Raw genomic sequence first — 18,034 nt, forward strand, 5'->3', positions numbered from 1 at the left:
TGTTGGGCTCTCCAGTGGCTAGAAGGGAACGTAGATGACCGCGAAAATGGCGGCCTTATCATCGCCGGCGCATCCAACATGGTGGGGCACGATGGAGTTGTAGTACATGCTGTCGCCGGCTTCGAGCTCATAGACCTGCTTGCCGTAAACAAGCTGTACTTTGCCACTGACCACCACGATGAATTCCTCGCCTTCATGGGAGGAGAGTTCCTCGTTGTTTTCAGGAGCCAGCTCGATGTACATGGGTTCCATGTGGCGATCGGACTTGCCTTTGCCCAGAGAGTAGTAAGTTTGCGTCCTGCCTTCTCCAGCAGCCAGCTGCAGGGAAAATTCCTCTTCACGCTCTTTACGGCGAACAATGTGGGGGTCTTTGCTTTGCACATCGTCTAGCAGGGTGCCCAGCCTACACCCCAGCACGCGCGCAATCTTTACAAGAGGGCCAACGGCAGGCGCTGCCTTGCCTGCTTCGATTGCCTCGATCAAGGCCTTGTCCAAACCGCTACGGTCGGCCATATCCTCCAGGCTCAACCCTCGCTCTTCGCGAAATGATTTGATCCTGCTGCCAATTTTTTCCTGCGCCATGTTTTCTCTCCCTCACTGGTTCTTTTACAGACGAAAAACTACAGTTGCCTGGGTGGAAAATGTCTTCCAAAACGGCCTGTTGCGTTTATTACGCCTGCGGCGGGCACAATATAGTAAGGAATGGTATCTGGCAAGTTGAAATTGGTTTCAAAACCAATTCCTGCAGGTGTGATTGCTTTGGTCCAATTTTGTGATAAAAACTTAACTATGTGCAAAATAATGCCTATTTTTAATGTGACGCGTATAAAAAACGGGTGTGCGTATTGTTTTTTGTCTGTTTGAAAGACGCAAGCCATGGTCAATTGACGCTCGTGTGATTAATTCAGGATATGGAAGAAGTGGCAGTATTTTCAAGCTGACCGAACACAATCTATTGCAACAAAAGAATGAGGGGCCAATGAGCGAGCCAATGAGCAAGAAAGATACTAGCAATGAAAAGCAACAACAGGGCGAAGACATGAAGCAGATTGCCTTTTTTCGAGGAGGCTGCAAAGGATGTCAGGCCTGTGTCTCTCTGTTGCCGGAATGCTTTGGCTGGGATGAGGATGAACAGCTGCCGTTTCTTAAAGAAGACTGTGCACCGGAAGCTCGCATCAGAGAGTGCATGTCCTACTGTCCTGAAGATTGCATTGAGATCGAAGAATAGCCAAAACTTCCTTTGTGCCCTATAATACAAGGGAAAAACTTGGGCTGCCTGGTTTTTGGTTCAGTTTGTGGCAAGATAGAAAATGCATGGATGCGCACATGAAGTGTAAAGGCATGCTTGCCTTAACAAAAAGAAAACTGGATTACTGCTTCTGCAATAATCCAGTTTTTTGTATGGGATTAGATTTATGGAGTTTCTCAACGCTCACTTACGCCTTGCGCTTCTCCAGCTTCTGTATTTCCTCGTCCCGCAGTGCGCGGCGCAACACCTTGCCTACGGTGCTTTTGGGTAATGAAGATCGAAATTCCACCTGTTTCGGCACTTTGTAGTTGGCCAGTTTTTGGCGACACCAGCCGACCAGTTCGCTCTTCTCCATGGTTTCGCCATCGTGGAGCACGACAAAGGCCTTGATGCTCTCCCCACGGGATTTATGGGGAATGCCAACAGCCACCGCCTCGCGGATTTTTGGGTGTTCGTGAAGCACTTCGTCTATTTCTCTTGGGTAGACATTGTACCCGCCACAGATGATCAAATCTTTTTTGCGATCCACTATGGTGAAGTAGCCATCCTCGTCCATGGTGGCGATATCGCCTGTAAAAAGCCAGCCGTCACGAAGGGTTTCCGCCGTATCCTCTGGGCGATTCCAGTACCCCTGCATTACCTGGGGGCCTTTGAGTATCAACTCACCGTTTTTGCCGGGCGGCAGGGGCGCCAGGCCCAGGTCGCCATCCACAACACGGGCGTCGGTATCGGGGAAAGGCAGTCCAATGGTGCCAGGGCGTTTTTCCCCATGCAAAGGGTTCAGGTGGGTTACAGGTGAGGCCTCGGTGAGTCCATACCCTTCGATGATGGTGCCCTTGGTCAGTTCCGTAAAGCGGCGTAGCCCATCCACCGGCATGGGAGCAGAGCCGGAAACACAATAGTTGATGGAAGAGAGATCGTAGTTGCCGACATCCTTTTGCTGCATCAAGGATAAATAGACCGAAGGCGCCCCGGGAAAAACAGTGGGCTTCAATTTGTCGATGGCTTCGAGCATGTCCTTGGGCAAATAGCGCGGTATGGGAATGAGCGTGGCGTTGATTGCCGTGCCGAGCAAAAGGCAGACCGTGAGGCCATATACATGGAAGTAGGGGAGCAGCCCCAGCATGACTTCCCCTTTGGCGCCCTTGCCAAGGGTGTGCAGCATGGAGTGGCATTGCTGCACGTTGGCTGCAAGGTTGAAATGGGTAAGCATCACCCCTTTGGAGATACCGGTGGTGCCGCCAGTATATTGCAGCAGGGCCAGGTCCTCACGCACATTATGGGGTTTCACGTTTGCTCGGCTGGAGCCTTTTGTGAGGGAGCGCCAGCGGAGCACGGATTTTCCGTCGTAGGGGACCTGTACCGGAAGTTTGTCACGCCACGCCTTGACCTTATAGATCAGATTCAGGGGCAGTCCCAGAGCATCCGGAATGCGGGTGACAAAGTATTTTTCGACACCCAGGCGCTCCCGCAATGGGTGCAGTTTTGGCCACAAATGGTCCAGCGTTATCATGAAGCGGGCGCCGGAGTCGTTGAGTTGGTGCAGTAGCTCTGTCTCCATGTACAGCGGGTTGGTCATGACCACCACGCCCCCAGCCTTGAGTACGGCCCAAAAGCTCAGGATGGTCTGGGGCAGGTTGGGCAACATGATGGAGACTCGATCGCCCCGCTTCAGCCCATGGGCAATGAGCCTGGCCGCCATGCTCTCTGCATGGCGTTGCAGGCTTTTGTAGGACATTTTCCAGTTGCGGAAGACAATGGCAGTCCGGCCAGGGTACTCCGTTGCGGCGCGATCCAGATAATGGAAAAGAGGTACTTCCTCGTATTCGATGGTATGGGGCACTTGTTCGTCATAATTGGCGAACCAGGGGCGCCCCCCTGCTTCCTGAAGGGTCATTTTAGGCCTCGCTCATTGGGATGGGCAGGTCTGTACCCGAGTCGTAGTGAAAAGTCAGCCCCATAAAAAATCCTGGGGAAAATGGTTATGATAGCGTTTGACAGTACTGTAAGGCGGTGCTAAAAATAATAAATATTTACTGCAAATTCAGGCGTTTGTGATGGAATATGCCGGTTTTTGGAACGTGTTGCCGCTCATATGCGCAAGCTATTGGAACCTTTGGAAGTTTTTTGTTTGGTCAGAAGTGGTAATATATTGTATTTTTTTTGCGGTAATCGCAAGGCAGAGGATGGTTTTGTTGGGAAAAAATGTGTGGCCTTACGTACACTGGTGATATTTTATCCTGTTGCACGACCTGGTCTCCAAATGCATTCCCCTGAGTGCATTCCTATCGCCTGCCTCTCCAAAACGAGCAATGCTTCACAAAAAACAAGCCAGTCTTCGCGATTATATTTTAGCCGCATTTGTGCAGTAACTTTTTATGAAACGCCGTGACTACATGGCGTTTTTTGCAGAACCTGGCGCGCCCTTATAAATGTTGCGCGCGTACCTAAGGAGGACGAGTGAGTACCATCAGCGCTTTTATGGAAGCGAACTACAAGCATTTCAATGCCCGTGAGACTCTGGATGCGGCCAAGGCCTGGAACGAGTTGCTTGACGGCGGGGGCAAGATGTTTTTGGCCATGGCCGGAGCCATGAGTACTTGCGAAATCGGCATCACCCTGGCCGAGATGATCCGCCAGGACAAGGTGCACGCCATATGCTGCACCGCGGCCAATCTGGAAGAGGATCTTTTCAATCTCTTCAACAATACCGAGTACAAATTGGTGCCCGAGTATCGGGATCTTAGCCCAGAAGAGGAGCGCGACCTGCGCGACGAAGGCTTCAACCGTGTCACCGATACCTGTATTCCAGAGTCAGTGATGCTGCAGGTGGAAGACCATCTGGTCCAGCTTTGGAAGGATGCTGCTGCAAAGGGTGAATCCTACTACCCTTGGGAGTATTTCTATTCTTTGCTGGAAATCGAGGATGTGAAAAAACACTACCAGATTCCGCCCGAACATTCCTGGGTGCTGGCAGCCAAGGAAAAAAATCTGCCCATATATACGCCTGGCTGGGAAGACTGCACCATGGGCAACAAGTTCGTTGCTCTGGTGATGAGCGGCGCCTTGCCTGACCATCGCTGCCTGCGTCTTGGCACCGAGCAGATGCAGCACCTGGCCGAATGGTATCTGGCCCGGGCCGATGAAAAAACTCCGGTAGGATTCTTCCAGATTGGCGGCGGCATTGCTGGAGATTTCTCCATCTGTGTCGTGCCTATGATCATTCAGGATCTGCACAAGGAAGACGCCCCATTCTGGGCCTATTTCGCACAGATATCGGACAGCACCACCAGTTACGGCTCCTACTCCGGCGCCGTGCCCAATGAGAAGATCACATGGTACAAGCTTGACGTGGACACACCCAAGTTCATGATCAATTCGGACGCCTCTCTTGTGGCGCCGTTGATCTTTTCCTACGTGTTGGGGAAATAGTCGGCTTCGTATTGCAGGCTGGTCATTTGCTGCCAGCGACAAAGACCGTAGCCATTCAGGGCATCATCGCTGTGACCATTGCCACAGCCTTGATGCCCTTTTTTTCACCCGTGAAGCCAAGGCCTTCTTCGGTTGTGGCTTTGACGTTGACCCGCTCTGTCGGAACGTGCAGCAGCTTGGCTACGTTGTCACGGATGCGTTTTTTGTGGGGCATGAGCTTGGGCGTCTGAGCGATGATGGTCAGGTCAACATGCATGAGACTTGCGCCCATGGCCAGGGCATCCTGCAGCACCGCATCCAACAGCGCAGTGCTCGGCGCGTTGTCCAGGGTGGGGTCGCTGTCCGGAAAGCGGTCGCCGATGTCGCCTTGCCCCATGCAACCTAAAAGGGCGTCGGTGAGCGCATGCAGCAGCACGTCGCCGTCCGAGTGCGCCTGAACGCAGGGGCACCCCTTGGTCTGGATGGGCACGCCGCCAAGTTTCATAGGGCGTGCCTTGGCCTGGTTTTCCGCAACATAGCGATGGACATCGTACCCCCAGCCACAGACCATGCGGCCGCCGGGGCTTGGCGTGCTGTTTTGCGGGGCGAGCAGCTCAAGGTCCTTGAGCGTAGTAATTTTGACATTGCGCTCTTCACCGGGAACGGTTTGCACCACAAGCCCGAGACGTTCCACCATGCTTGCATCGTCGGTGACGTCCCAGCCTTCCTTGTCAGCGCGTTCATGGGCATGGCGCAAGGTCTCCAGGGCGAATGCCTGGGGCGTCTGCACTGCTCGCAATTCACTGCGGAGCAAGGTTTCGGCGATTTGTTCCGAGCCTTCAGGATTTATGGCGACGCGTTTGATCGTGTCACACACTGGCAGAACAGGAATGACTCCGGGCGCGCCGGCTTCCAGGTTGTCGAGCAGTGCATTGCACAATGTGGCGCTTGCAAAAGGGCGTGCAGCGTCATGCACCAGTACATTGTCGCAATCCGGTGGCAGTGCCGCCAATGCTTTCGCAACGGAGTCCTGCCGGCGAGCGCCCCCTGTGATACATAACCAGGGGATACTGACGCCGTCGGCCCCTTCAAGTTCGATGACCGTTTCCTGGGCGCTGAGGAATTCCGCTTCGGGGAAAACATAGATCAGGCCGAAAATGCGCGGCACACGAGCAAGGGTTTTGGCGGAATGCCAAAACAGAGGGCGCTGTTGGTATTCGAGAAACTGCTTTTTTTCCTGAACGCCTGCCGCGGCAAGACGGGAACCTTGCCCTGCAGCGAGAATAACAGCCCACGTGCTCATGTGCGTGTATCCTGTGATAAAATGTGGTGAAAAGAACGGGAGTTGGACTGTAAGCCGGGTTCTGTTCCTCCGGTCCAAGGACCGGAAGCGACCACCATTCCTCTAGGGCCGCAGTTACCTACGGCCTCGAGCAGCCTACCCGAGGGCTGACCGGGCCAGCTTTGACGCCCTCCTATTTGGCCTTGCTCCAGACGGGGTTTGCCTAGCTTACCGTGTTACCACGGCAACTGGTGGGCTCTTACTCCACCGTTTCACCCTTACCTGCATCCCACAAGGGGCGCATAGGCGGTTTGCTTTCTGTGGCGCTATCCGGGGATCGCTCCCCCTGGGAGTTACCCAGCGTCTTGCCCTGTGGAGCCCGGACTTTCCTCCCCGGGTCGTAAACGACCCGCAGCGGCGATCCGTCCAACTCCCGAAAATTGTTGCCGGGAGCGTGCTCAAGTTGCCATTTACGCGCATCCTGCAGTCACTTGTCCATACCCAGCATGAAGGGGAGGGACAAGTGGCTGCAGGCGCATGTGGTAAATGTCGCGTGTACTACCTGATGCAGTAATAAGCACTGCAGCGAGAAGGTCAAAACCTACTCGGCAGCCTCTTCAGCTTCTTTTTCCTTGGGGGTGGCGCACTGCTCATCCTCGGAAAAGTGCTCGCACCAGTAGATGAGGCGCTGGCAGTTGGGGCACGAAAGAATCTGCTGCCCTTTCTGCAGATCGTTGAAGCTCTGGGGCGGAATAGCGATGTGGCAACCGTTGCAGATGCCCTGTTCGACCTTGACGATAACAGGCGGCACCAGACGAGAGCGGATGAATTCGTAACGGCTCAATACCGGCGGGGGCACGCTGGAGCCTGCGTCCTTGCGTTGCGCATCCAGCTCGTCCAGGCGTTTTTGTGTCTCAGCCACGCGCGCCTGCAGGTTGGAGCGCTTTTCTTCGAGCTGCTTGTTGATCGTTCCCAACTCGCTATCAAGCTCTTCTTTGCTTTCGTTGAGGCGGACGAGCTCTTCAGACAGGGTGACCCGCTCTTCTTCGCGCAACCTGTTCAGCTTCTCCAGGTTGTCCATCTCGCGCATCATGGCGTGATATTCTTTGGTATTACTGACCATCATGAGCTTGTTCTTGCTCTTCTTGATCTTCAGCGTGTCATCTTCGATTTCAGCTGAAAGACGGCTTTCCTGCTCTTTGAGGTAGCCGATCTTTTCCATCAGCTGTTTGTACTGCGTATCGAGCTGCGAATGGCTGCCTTCCAGGGCGTGTACTTCTCTGGGTGCAGTCTCAAGTTCCTTGTTGAGGTCGATGATTTCGCTGTCGATGCGCTGCAGGGCGACAAGTTGTTCGATTTGTTTGAGATACATGCTCAAGGTTCTACCCTCCTCTGTGCATGGCTGCTGGCCGGAGCTATCCGGTCGGCGAAGTTCTGCTCTATGTTAATGCCGAAAGCGAACGTTTGCGACTTTAAAGCAAAATGTCCATGTCCTGCTCAAAGAGCATTACATCAAACGGGTCCTTACCAGAGACGAAGAGCAGCTCGACGCCATCGCTCGAAAGCTCGTCTGTAAGGTTTTGCGCAAAACGACGCATCATTTCCTCTTCCAGAATAAAATGCCCCACATCTAAAACGCAGAGTGGGGCTTCAAGGGCCTGATGATACTTCATATCGCCCGTTATGAAAATTTGAGCGCCGGCTTTATGGGCCGCCTCCATGAAGGAACTGCCGGAACCTGTACAGTAGGCGACCCGGGTCACGGTGGCGGGTTTTGGCCCCATGACTCGGAAAAAACGGCTCCTGGTGAGTTCGGCAAGTTGGCTACAAAAGTCATCCAAAGGCATGGGCGCTGGCAGATCGCCTGCCAGACCGTACCCGCGGCTGTCCTCCGGCAGGGCCATTTCCAGCATTGAAAAGGCCGGGTTTTCCTGGTGCTGGGCAACAAGCGCCTTGACAGCCGGCCAGTCTTCCCTGGCGCAGACCAGGAACAGCTCTTCCGGGCCAGGATCCTGCAGGTGCAGCACTTCCGGCGATTCTTCAAGCGCTTGAACGAGGGCTTCCCGGGGTTCTGCCGCATGAAAATGCACACCTTGTAAAGCCTTGGTGTGTGTCGTTTCCAGCAGGTCGGTGTTCTGCAGCCCCAGTTCCGCGGCCAGCCAGCCTGCGGGGCCCGAGGGCTGCACGTCCAGCGAAGTATGCGCGGCATACAGCCAGGCGCCCTGGCCGAGTACGGCTGCGGCTACTTCGTGGAATGCGTTGATTTTGTTAAGGGGTTGCGGCTTCATGTACAGCGGGTGGTGCGTAAGGATGCATTGCGCCCCCCATTCGAGAGCGGAGGCGATGGTCTCTGGCAAGGGATCCAGGGCGACAGCGAGTTTAGTCACGTCTTGAATGCGACCAGCGATCTGTACGCCTGAGTTGTCCCATCCAGCCTGTCCTTCTGGAGGTGCAGTGGCCTCGATCCGTGCAAGTAAGTCTTTGATATACATGGTTATTTACCTTCCTTGCAGGGGCTTCCAAAACGAAAGGTGCTTCTCTGCCACAAGGGCCGGGAAGCACCGTAAATATAACGCCTCGCGTTCAGGCGTGGGGATTGCGAAGGTCGGGTACAGGCCTGCAAATGTGTTCCTTCTGGTGGGCCTACCAGGATTCGAACCTGGGACCTGCCGGTTATGAGCCGGAGGCTCTGCCAACTGAGCTATAGGCCCACGCTGTTCTTCGGATGTCGCAAGCTTGTTTGAGCGGCATTGGCTGCGGCTTTTGCAAGTTGCGCATTGAATTGTACAGCTTTTAAGCACGCGAAAATATCTTGGAACTGTTGTTATGTCAATGCTTCTTGATGGCTGTGCAGTATTTTATGGCAGTCGTTATCTCTCTGAAAAAACACGTGATGTTATTATGTCTTGGAAAAAAGACTGGCTAAGGATCATTTTTAATCAAGATTTTTCCGGGCCCAGGTTGTAATTGCGGTCATTTCGTCCAGAAGCCCTGAATAGTCGATTTGCGTATACTGCCCGTCCTTGAAAAGTATATTGCCGGCAACCATGGTGAGCCGGACTTCGTGCCCGCTTGCTGCATAGACGACTTGAGAGACAGGGTCATGCAGGGGCTGCATATTGGGTGCCTTCACATCCAGGGCTATGATGTCTGCAGGGGCACCTGGCTTCATGGTCCCCAGGCCGGAAATGCCGAAAATGTCTGCCGCATTGCACGTCGCCATATCCAGCACACTACCGGCGGGCAATGCTGTGGCGTCCAGTTCCCGCACCTTACCTGTCAGGGCGCAGGCAGCCATTTCCTGAAACATGTTCAAGGCGTTGTTGCTGGCTGCTCCATCTGTTCCCAAGGCGGGGGCTATACCAGCCTGGAGAAATGACTGCCCCCCTGCAATGCCGGAGGCCAGTTTCATATTACTGCGAGGGCACATGATAACCTTGCAGCCTTTTTCGGCTACGAGCGCACGTTCTGCATCATGCACGTCCACCATATGCACCAGGGCGGTCTCAGGGGTAAGCACGCCCAGGTCCCTTAAATGGGCAAGAGGCCGCTTGCCCAGCTTGTCCAGACACTCGGAGGTTTCAAGGGCGGATTCCGCGCAATGTGTGAACCACAGGGTCTTATGCTCCTGGGCCATGGCATGGCTGCGTCTGATTTGTTCTTCTGTAGCGGTGTGCGGCGTGTGTGCCGCCAGGGCAATGGATAGGCGCGGGTGGTTTGCGAAATCCGCCAGCAATGCATCAAGGAGGGCAAAGGCTTCTTCGCTATTCTGGTAGGAAAGGGTGGGGAACGCCAGGAGTCCTTCAGTCAGCATGGCGCGCATGCCGCTTTGTTCAACTGCACGTGCTGTCTGGCGTTGATGGATATACATATCCAGAAAGCAGGTTGTGCCGGTCCGTATCATTTCCGCGCAAGCCAGGAGTGAGCCTAGCTGGATGAGCTCCTTTGTCAGGCGCCCTTCAAGGGGCCAGATACGGGTGGTCAGCCATTGGAGAAGGGGCATGTCGTCGGCAACCCCCCGCAAAAGGGTCATGGCGGAATGGGTGTGGGCATTGACCAACCCTGGCATGAGCAGAGCGGGGCCCAAGTCTATTGTGTTGTTTGCCATGTAAGCGGCATGCACCGCGTGGGCAGTGTCTGCGGCGAGAATGCGTCCCTGGTTTATGGCAACAGCGCCCTTATGAATGGAGCGGGGAGGGCGTCCGTGCAGATGGTCTTGAGGCAGTAACCAGTCAGCCTGGAGGATGGTTTCGCAGTTTGTTTTGGACATGAGGCGGCTAAACTCCTGGTTCTAAGGGCGGCGCGTCCGGCTTTTGACAAAATTTTCCACAACACTTACATCAGCCAAGGCGTAACTGGGGCGCTTTCTGCGCCGGCAACTCCGGAAAATTTTTGGCACAAATTCCACTGGAGGACAACATGGACCTTCGTACCTATATCCGGGACATAAAAGACTTTCCTAAAGAAGGAATCGTCTTTTTCGACATTACACCGCTTCTGGGCGACGGCAAGGCCTTTGCCTATGCCATCGACAAGATGGCTGAACAGTATCAGGACACTGGCGCTCAGAAGATCATGGCGGCAGAGGCGCGCGGGTTCATCTTTGGCGCCCCCTTGGCGTATAAGCTGGGTATTGGTTTTGTGCCTGTGCGCAAGCCCGGCAAACTGCCGTACAAGTGCGTATCTGTCAGCTACGATCTGGAATACGGCACCGACACGCTTTGCATGCATGAAGACGCCGTCAAAGAGAATGAGCGGATACTGATCATTGATGACATCATTGCCACGGGTGGCACTGTGAAAGGCATGGTGGACCTCGTAAAGGGTGCTGGAGCAGAACTTGCCGGCATTGGTTTCCTCATCGAGCTTGGCTTTTTGAATGGCAAGGAAAAGCTGGACGGTATGGGGCATAGTTACCTGTTGAAGCTGTAGTCTCGGCTAATTTCGAATTGATGGAATAGCGAACCCCGGATATCCGGGTTATGGACCGAGTACCATGAAAGCAATCGGTATTATTGGCGGCAGTGGCCTGGATAATCCAGACATTCTCGAAAATGCTGAAGACCTTGAAATCGTAACGCCCTATGGTTCGCCAAGTTCCAACGTGCGCAAGGGCGAGATAGCGGGGAAGCGCGTGTATTTGCTGGCGCGGCATGGCAGGGAGCATACTGTTCCCCCCTCACAGGTGAATTTTCGCGCCAATATCCATGCCTTAAAGGATTTGGGGTGCGAGTGTGTGCTGGCTACCACGGCTGTTGGGTCCTTGCGGGAAGAGATAGATCGCGGACATTTGGTCATACTGGATCAGTTCATCGATTTTACCCGCCACCGTTTTACGACCTTTCACGAAGCTTTTGAACCGCATCACGCTTGCCATACCCCTATGGCCGAGCCCTTTGACGCTGACTTGCGCAAGGTGTTCAATCAGTGCTGTGACCAACTTGGCTATGACCACCACAAGAAGGGAACCGTGGTGACCATTGAAGGGCCTCGTTTCTCCACCAGGGCGGAGTCCAACATGTTTCGCACGTGGGGGGCAGACGTCATCAATATGAGTATCGCCCCTGAATGTGCTCTTTCCAATGAGGCTGGGCTGCCCTATGGGGCAGTGGCCATGAGCACGGATTATGATTGTTGGAAGCTGGACGAAGCACCTGTCACCTGGGAAGATATTTTGCAGATTTTCAGACAGAACGCTGAGAAGGTTACCAGGCTATTGCTGGAGGTTATTGGCCGTTTATAGGCTTTCAGTCGCCTGTTGACCAGGAATGTATATGCAAAGAGCCCTGCCTGTAGTTTCGGCAGGGCTTTTTTATTTTCCAGCGAAAACTCACTACGGTAAGTATAAAAATGAAATAGAAGGATTTTACGCACGCTCTGGGCGCATTGGGGCATTGAGATCGTAGAAGCTCATGCTTAGTTCATCCACTGGGAGTTCTGGTCGGGGTGCGCCTTACTTATTTGCGAACTCGGATAAAGTAATCTCCCCGGACAGGGTTTTCATGGGGGGCGGGGCTTGAACGCGGCGGTAAAACTTCATCTTGTCTTGGACATCAAAAACCTCCTCCGGGCTTCTTACGTCCACTTTGGCTCATGGGCCGGTTTTCCTAACCCACTTCTTCCAATCTCGGCTTTTTAATCTTCTAATACTCGGCTGTAGCCTTGTAGTATGCTCCATGCTGCATGTAGTTTCTTGAGAGAAAGTAGATATATTACGTTGTGAATAGCTTTGTCAGTAAATTAATTACTCTTAGTGTGAACATGACCTAGTCGCAAAAGGGTGCGTTTTTAGATGTATGGGGTAGACGTGTGTATTTGAGTAGCGTCGGAAAATGTATTGATGGGGCAATATTCTCCGTTTTCCAATGCTCTGTCCTTTCAAGGGAGTCTAACTTAATGTTAATTGCAAAAAATTCGTGAGGCAATAAACATATATCCACATTTCCATTGGTTAAAAATAAATCGTTTAGTTTGTTCTTGTCTAATTTGTAAATCGAATTTAGTGGGGAAGTAAGGTATGACATGAACAAGTCATCAGGATTATACTTTGCTAAGTCACCTGCCATTTTTCGTTCAATGAGGGGAGGATAGAACAATATGTAAGTGCTATTTGTAGATATATTGAGTTCATAAACTATATTTTCCCATGAATTGTTAGTTACATTTTTTCTAGAGTTCACTATTTTGTAGCTTGCTGATAATTGTAGAATAATAATGGTAAATATAAAGATAGTTTTCAAGCGTTTCCCATTCAATTTTTCAAGAATTAAAGATGATAATATGATAACGAGTGGAAAGGTCCAACTCAAATATCTTGGCAAATAAATATTAACAATGCCTGCGTATGCAAGAGAGAAGATGAGCAGAACGGAGAATAAAACTAAGAAAATAACCAAGCTTATATGATAGGTTTTGTAAGGAGATTCAGAAGTGGTTTTGAATAATTTTTGTCTATAAGAGAATGTGTAAAAAAAGACAGCGGCCAAAGGTATGATGATGTAATATCTGACATGTGGAATTATGGAAAACATTTGTGAGGGATTTGGCTGGGGGAGAAAAGATCCAAGTTCTTTTCTTATTGAAAACAGGTTGTACAAGTGGCTGGCTAAGGGCAGACAGAGGAAAGCTACAAGTAGCAAGCTTAAAAAAATCATAGAGTAGTGTTTTCTACGATCAGGGAACAGCATGTTTATAGTGACAGCTAAAGAGAGTGAGACAAAAAGAAGAGCATTCGTGTAATGTATGTAGATAGATATAGTTCCAAGAAATATCCATATTACCAAGTTGGAAATGTTTTTTGGATTATTGATATGCCGAAAAAAGTATAATAGAAAAAGTGAAGTCGCGAGAATGGAAAGCGAGTAAGGTCTTGCATCCAATGAAAAGTATACAAGATCTTTATCTATGAGAACAAATAGGGCAGAAAAATATGAAATTCTTCTGCTTTTTGTTAACTCCATTGCCAATTTAAAGACAACGATAGCCGTGAGCAGGCTGAAGATTATTGAAGGAAGTCGTAAGGAAGGTTCGCTTACACCTAAAAAAAATTGAGATATGTATGGAAAAACAAAATAAGCGGGGCTAAGATTGTTGAGCCATGATCTTTCAAAAATTGCAGTAAAGCCGTCGGAAATCACCCAAGAAGTTGCTAACTCATCCATCCAAAATTGAGAATTTACACAATAGACCCTGACAGCAAGGCTTACGAAAACTGAAAAGCACAACAATAAGAAAAGTGAATTGCTTATAAAATTATCTTTAAGACATAAGTGTTGTTTTAACTTCATGAGTGTCTCATTTATGAAATTGATAATTATGTTGTTGTAGGGAAAAATATTATTGTGACTTATAAAATGATACTCAAAATATTGTAATTGCGATGAAGGAGCAAGGAGTATTTCCTGATGAGATGTGGGGCCAGTCTGTTGGGCCACTCAGCGGCAAAATTAAGTTGGATATGTTCAAAAGCTAATCCGCCCTTCTGGGTCACTATAAAGACGCTAGCTCCTCTGCTGGACGCGATCGAAGAGGTTGCGACGGTAACATAGTAACATGGTAACATGGCTTTCTTTAAAACATTGCGTTGGTTCTTTGTCTACAACAACGAATGATCTAACATGTGCATTGGCTTCATCACTTCTTTACTGAAACTGAGAATGGCCGCATGACCTCTACATTTTAGACCTCTTAATTATGGGATGCCAGACCTTGTGGGGGTGTGTTTTGGGTGCGTTTACTTGGGAAAGATACTATTATATAAATGCCAGTATAAATATTCACTCGGTGTGCAAAAAAAGGAATGTTGAGATTACAAATGTACAATGAAGAAATAGCCCCTCGTGTTGCAATAGCAATGCCTACATATCAAAGACCAGATTTTGTAACGCGGGCTATTGAGAGCATCAAAAGCCAGGGTATTGAAGATTGGATATGTTGTATCAGCGATGATGAGGCAGGAGATAGCAAAACAATGCTGATCGTCAATACTCTTGCAGAAAACGACAATCGCTTTGTAATTGCTAAAAATACTGAACAGCAGGGGCAGGTTGGAAATACAAATGCAGCAATAAAAATGGCGATGCAAACTGGGGCGCAATGGATAAAACTATTGCACGATGATGATGAATTAACACCGGATTGTCTGGAAGTATTCCTCAAGGCTGCTGCTGCAGCCCCGGATGCTGCCATCATATCCTGCCAGGCGGATCAGTACTTTGATGGAAAACTTTTAAAGTCTTTTGTAAATAGGTCGCAGCATGATGTCATACGTATAGAGCAGAAATATACCCATCTTGGGATGTATCTTCAGGACAGTGTTGGTGGCGGGATTCCTTCTCAAATGATGGTTTCTGCAAAGGTCATTGCTGCAGGGGAGGCGTTCAGACTCTATCCCGGCATCAAGCACGGAGTTGATTCTTCCTTTTTTTGCGATGTGTGTAAGCATGGGGATTCCCTTGTAATCAACCGCGCCTTGATAAAACAGCATTTGGGGCACGAGAGACATTCTAGTAAGCGTACAGAGGCTACGCTTGATGCTGAGTACGTCAGAATGCGGGAGTTGCAACTGCAGCATATCGACCCAGCTCTCAATCCACCGAGCCTGGCGTGTATCAAGTCCTTTTTGCGAATAATACGCGGCATGAATCGCCTGAAAAGAAGGAACTATAAGGAAGCTTTCAAGCTGATGTTTTTTGCGAAGCCTTATCCTAGGGCGTGGTGGCTCGTACTTTTTTGGATTGGGCGCCGAGTTAAGCCGGACTTGTTTTACAAGGTGCCGCACAAAAACGTTACAATATGACTGCCTGTTGAGTACGCTATTTGAACCGTCTGGCGGTTAAGGTATGTACATGCAGATTGAGAAGAAGTGTGCCGTGCCTTTTGCTTCCCATGTACCTTCATGCTCTTGCTGGCGGCAGAGTATGTGCACGCTATTCCGGCTTACGTCTCATGGAGAGAGGGCGGTAGCTACGCCACTGTAACAGCAGGTCAGTTGACAATCCTTTTCAGAAGAGCATCAAATTCCTTTAAGATGACGCCTTTGGCCAGGTGTTTTTGGGCATACGCAGCGGCACGCGCCCGTCTTTCGGATAATGATGAATCTGAAAGGGCGTAGACCATTTTTTTGCGCAACGACTCCACATTTTCCGGGAGGGCGACATATCCTGAATCAGACTCTATTACGGCCTGAGCGAGTTCGGTATGTTCTTCTGCCGTCACAAGAGAGGCGCACCCTGCAGCCATGATGTTGGTCATTTTGGAAGGGAAAACGATATCGGATACGACTGTTTTTTGGATTACCAGGCAGACATCTGCCGCACGCAGCATAGACAGGAGACGTTCTTTGGGCTGCAGCGGTAAAAAACGAATATTAGCAACAGCTGCCTGCTTTGCCCGTTCCTTGAGCGCCGCAATGTTTGCACCTTCTCCTACAATGAGACAGACCGCATTACTGTCCTCTATGTCTGAAAACGCCTCTATAAGCGTCTCGAGTCCTTGCTTTTTCCCTACATTTCCTGAGTAGAGAAACACAAATTTTCCTTCCAGGCCAAATTCTTCCCGAAAGGAAGCGCTGTGGTCATCGCCCTGGGCCGGTTCCAAGGTGGCCCAATTGGGGAGCAGTTCTACCTTTTCGGGGGCTATACCCTTGGCAAGGGTCTTCTCCCGCATGGATTTGCTGATGGTCGTGACCATTCTGGCTTTTTTATAGATGAATTTTTCCACTGCATAGAGAAATCGCGTCAATTTCCCTTTTTTTAGCATTCCGAGTCCGACAGCAGCGTCAGGCTGCAAGTCCTGAACATGGAAGATGAGCGGGACACGCTTCAAGCGGCTGAGCACATAGCCTGAAAGGCCCAGCCCCAAAGGGGGGGAGACCACGAGAAGTATATCCGGACGTTGGACAAACAAGCTCCTGAAAAACGAGGACACGATGAAGCTTGCTTCGTGAATGATCCTCTTGAGAGAGGACAGCTTTTTAGTAGTGTAGACGTAGCAACGTCTTATGGTTACGCCGTTGACTTCCTCAGAGGCGTACACCTTGCCCCGATATCCTGGAAAGACTTCCCATTGCGGATAATAAGGGAAACCGGTCACTACCTCCACTTCATGGCCGGCTGCGGCCAGGTATTCGCACATGTCTGAAGTATACACTGAAATGCCGGTCAGTTCCGGATAGTAATTGATGCCAAGTACAAGAATCTTCATGCTTTTTGCACCTGCTGCTCCAGTTCATGTTCCTTGGTCAAAATCATGTATTCGTAAATACCTTGCATCATAGAATATTGAAGCCCAGCTCGGCCGTCCAGAAAGCCTTTTCGGGCGATATACAGGTACAGGAACTTGATGAGAGGGCGAAATGGCATGCGATAAAACAGTTCTTTCTGATGATAGCGGCGCTTATGAAAGTCTTTTTCGAAAAAGGCTTTGGAAAGGCTGAAGGTGCCCCCTTTGCGACGGTTATCTACGATTTGCTGCGCTTCAAAGGAACTGTATGAGTTGTGCCTGGCATACCAATGGCTCAAACCCTTGCTGAAGGGGTAGTGATCCAGGAAACCAGTTATTTCGCCAACTGGGCCGTCTGGTATGGAGATAGGATTGACCAGTCGCTCGTACCGCATTTTTTCTGGGCGGAACAACCGCATATAAAAAGGGGATGTCTGGCAATGCTTGAGCCATGTGCCCATGAAGAAATCCCTGCGCTGCATTCTGAATGCTACGTTTTCATCAGGGGACGCCACCGCCTTTAGCATAGCGTCGCGCAGGTCAGGGGTAACTCGTTCGTCGGCATCGATGTAAAAAACCCATGGATGCTTGAAGGATATGTTGGCAAGGCCCCAGTTCTGGTGCGCGGCCCAGTTGTCAAAGGGCCTGCTGGTTATAGTGGCTCCTGCAGCTTTGGCAATTTCCACAGTGCGGTCCTCGGAGCATGAATCATACAGATGAATATCATCAGACCACGCGATGCTCTCGAGACAACCCGGCAAATCCTGTTCTTCGTTTTTTGTCAGGATCAATACTGATATCATGGTATTATCCTACGTCGTCACAACATTGCGCTTGTTTATTTCCCGGGCGGGAACCCCACCGTAGACAGTCCAGGGGGTCAGATCCTTGGTAGCGAGTGCGTTGATGGCAAGCACGGCGCCTTCGCCAACGGTAACACCCTGTAAAACGATTGCGCGTGCGGCAATCCACGCGTGATGCTTTATTTCTATGGTGTCAGTTATGAGCGGGAAGGACGGATCGTTGTAATCGTGATTGGCACCACACAAATAAGCATTCTGTGAAATGGTTACATAGTCTCCCAGCTTGATGGTCGCAGGGTTGTATATTTCCGCCCCTGAAGCCACACCGACATGGTCGCCACAGTGGAGATTCCAGGGGGCCCAGATTTTTGCTCCAGGATAGAAGTGGCAATCCTTGCCAAGGGTGGCGCCGAAGCAGCGTAGTAAAAAGGACCGCCAGCCATGAAAAGGACGCGGGGAGGGGCGGAACAGGAACAGCGCAACAATATTCCACACAAAACGCATCAGGCGGTTAGAAAAGCCGAAGCTGGGATTGTGATAGGGGTTCAGATTGGTGGGCAAGGCGTT

Annotated in this window: 15 protein-coding genes, 1 tRNA gene and 1 other RNA gene; 5 read left to right on the top strand and 12 right to left on the bottom strand. The window is 50.8% G+C overall.

Annotation, left to right across the window (positions count from 1 at the left end; all coding sequences use genetic code 11):
- Nucleotides 1-18: 18 nt before the first annotated feature.
- Nucleotides 19-582 (bottom strand): helix-turn-helix domain-containing protein, encoded by a 564-nt coding sequence (locus ACZ5EH_RS15020; protein ID WP_464274693.1) that lies wholly within the window; start codon nucleotides 580-582, stop codon nucleotides 19-21.
- Between the two features lie 256 nt (nucleotides 583-838).
- Here ACZ5EH_RS15020 and ACZ5EH_RS15025 point away from each other — a divergent pair, with 256 nt between their 5' ends.
- A complete protein-coding gene (locus tag ACZ5EH_RS15025; RefSeq protein WP_464274694.1) occupies nucleotides 839-1,228 on the top strand; it encodes a ferredoxin in 390 nt (129 codons plus the stop codon).
- 208 nt (nucleotides 1,229-1,436) lie between these two features.
- Here the strand turns inward: ACZ5EH_RS15025 and ACZ5EH_RS15030 are convergent, their stop codons facing one another.
- On the bottom strand, nucleotides 1,437-3,146 hold the full coding sequence (locus tag ACZ5EH_RS15030) for a long-chain-fatty-acid--CoA ligase (RefSeq protein ID WP_464274695.1): 1,710 nt from the start codon (nucleotides 3,144-3,146) through the stop codon (nucleotides 1,437-1,439).
- A gap of 563 nt (nucleotides 3,147-3,709) precedes the next feature.
- Between ACZ5EH_RS15030 and ACZ5EH_RS15035 the strand changes: the two genes are divergently transcribed.
- Nucleotides 3,710-4,681 carry a deoxyhypusine synthase family protein gene (locus tag ACZ5EH_RS15035; protein WP_464274696.1) on the top strand — a complete coding sequence of 324 codons (972 nt, stop codon included), beginning with the start codon at nucleotides 3,710-3,712 and terminating at the stop codon, nucleotides 4,679-4,681.
- Nucleotides 4,682-4,736: 55 nt separating this feature from the next.
- Here ACZ5EH_RS15035 and ispD read toward each other — a convergent pair whose 3' ends face one another.
- From ispD to ACZ5EH_RS15065, 6 genes are all read right to left on the bottom strand, one after another.
- A complete protein-coding gene (gene ispD / locus ACZ5EH_RS15040) occupies nucleotides 4,737-5,963 on the bottom strand; it encodes a 2-C-methyl-D-erythritol 4-phosphate cytidylyltransferase (protein WP_464274697.1) in 1,227 nt (408 codons plus the stop codon).
- Between the two features lie 34 nt (nucleotides 5,964-5,997).
- An RNA gene (gene rnpB, locus ACZ5EH_RS15045) (RNase P RNA component class A) lies at nucleotides 5,998-6,376 on the bottom strand.
- 167 nt (nucleotides 6,377-6,543) lie between these two features.
- Nucleotides 6,544-7,314, bottom strand: a complete 771-nt coding sequence (locus ACZ5EH_RS15050) for a zinc ribbon domain-containing protein (RefSeq protein WP_464278308.1) — start codon at nucleotides 7,312-7,314, stop codon at nucleotides 6,544-6,546.
- 100 nt (nucleotides 7,315-7,414) lie between these two features.
- Nucleotides 7,415-8,434: a Nif3-like dinuclear metal center hexameric protein gene (locus ACZ5EH_RS15055; protein WP_464274698.1), complete on the bottom strand. Its 1,020-nt coding sequence runs from the start codon at nucleotides 8,432-8,434 to the stop codon at nucleotides 7,415-7,417.
- A 143-nt stretch (nucleotides 8,435-8,577) separates the two neighbouring features.
- Nucleotides 8,578-8,653, bottom strand: a tRNA-Ile gene (locus ACZ5EH_RS15060).
- A 224-nt stretch (nucleotides 8,654-8,877) separates the two neighbouring features.
- On the bottom strand, nucleotides 8,878-10,212 hold the full coding sequence (locus ACZ5EH_RS15065) for an amidohydrolase family protein (protein ID WP_464274699.1): 1,335 nt from the start codon (nucleotides 10,210-10,212) through the stop codon (nucleotides 8,878-8,880).
- Between the two features lie 149 nt (nucleotides 10,213-10,361).
- On the opposite strand from ACZ5EH_RS15065, the gene ACZ5EH_RS15070 reads away from it, so the two are divergent.
- Together ACZ5EH_RS15070 and mtnP are read left to right on the top strand one after the other, a co-directional pair.
- Nucleotides 10,362-10,874: an adenine phosphoribosyltransferase gene (locus tag ACZ5EH_RS15070; RefSeq protein ID WP_464274700.1), complete on the top strand. Its 513-nt coding sequence runs from the start codon at nucleotides 10,362-10,364 to the stop codon at nucleotides 10,872-10,874.
- A gap of 64 nt (nucleotides 10,875-10,938) precedes the next feature.
- Nucleotides 10,939-11,685, top strand: a complete 747-nt coding sequence (gene mtnP, locus ACZ5EH_RS15075; RefSeq protein WP_464274701.1) for an S-methyl-5'-thioadenosine phosphorylase — start codon at nucleotides 10,939-10,941, stop codon at nucleotides 11,683-11,685.
- A 523-nt stretch (nucleotides 11,686-12,208) separates the two neighbouring features.
- On the opposite strand, the gene ACZ5EH_RS15080 is transcribed toward mtnP, so the two are convergent.
- Entirely contained in the window at nucleotides 12,209-13,729 is a 1,521-nt protein-coding gene (locus tag ACZ5EH_RS15080; RefSeq protein ID WP_464274702.1) for a glycosyltransferase family 39 protein, read from the bottom strand.
- Nucleotides 13,730-14,256: 527 nt separating this feature from the next.
- On the opposite strand from ACZ5EH_RS15080, the gene ACZ5EH_RS15085 reads away from it, so the two are divergent.
- Nucleotides 14,257-15,240: a glycosyltransferase family 2 protein gene (locus ACZ5EH_RS15085; protein WP_464274703.1), complete on the top strand. Its 984-nt coding sequence runs from the start codon at nucleotides 14,257-14,259 to the stop codon at nucleotides 15,238-15,240.
- A gap of 188 nt (nucleotides 15,241-15,428) precedes the next feature.
- Here ACZ5EH_RS15085 and ACZ5EH_RS15090 read toward each other — a convergent pair whose 3' ends face one another.
- From ACZ5EH_RS15090 to ACZ5EH_RS15100, 3 genes are read right to left on the bottom strand one after another with little or no spacing between them, the layout of a single operon-like run.
- Nucleotides 15,429-16,646: a WcaI family glycosyltransferase gene (locus tag ACZ5EH_RS15090; protein WP_464274704.1), complete on the bottom strand. Its 1,218-nt coding sequence runs from the start codon at nucleotides 16,644-16,646 to the stop codon at nucleotides 15,429-15,431.
- Nucleotides 16,643-17,467: a glycosyltransferase family 2 protein gene (locus ACZ5EH_RS15095; RefSeq protein ID WP_464274705.1), complete on the bottom strand. Its 825-nt coding sequence runs from the start codon at nucleotides 17,465-17,467 to the stop codon at nucleotides 16,643-16,645. Before ACZ5EH_RS15095 ends, ACZ5EH_RS15090 begins: the two co-directional genes overlap by 4 nt.
- Before the next feature lie 9 nt (nucleotides 17,468-17,476).
- Entirely contained in the window at nucleotides 17,477-18,028 is a 552-nt protein-coding gene (locus ACZ5EH_RS15100; RefSeq protein ID WP_464274706.1) for an LbetaH domain-containing protein, read from the bottom strand.
- Nucleotides 18,029-18,034 lie beyond the last annotated feature (6 nt).

The organism is Desulfovibrio biadhensis, assembly GCF_055388615.1.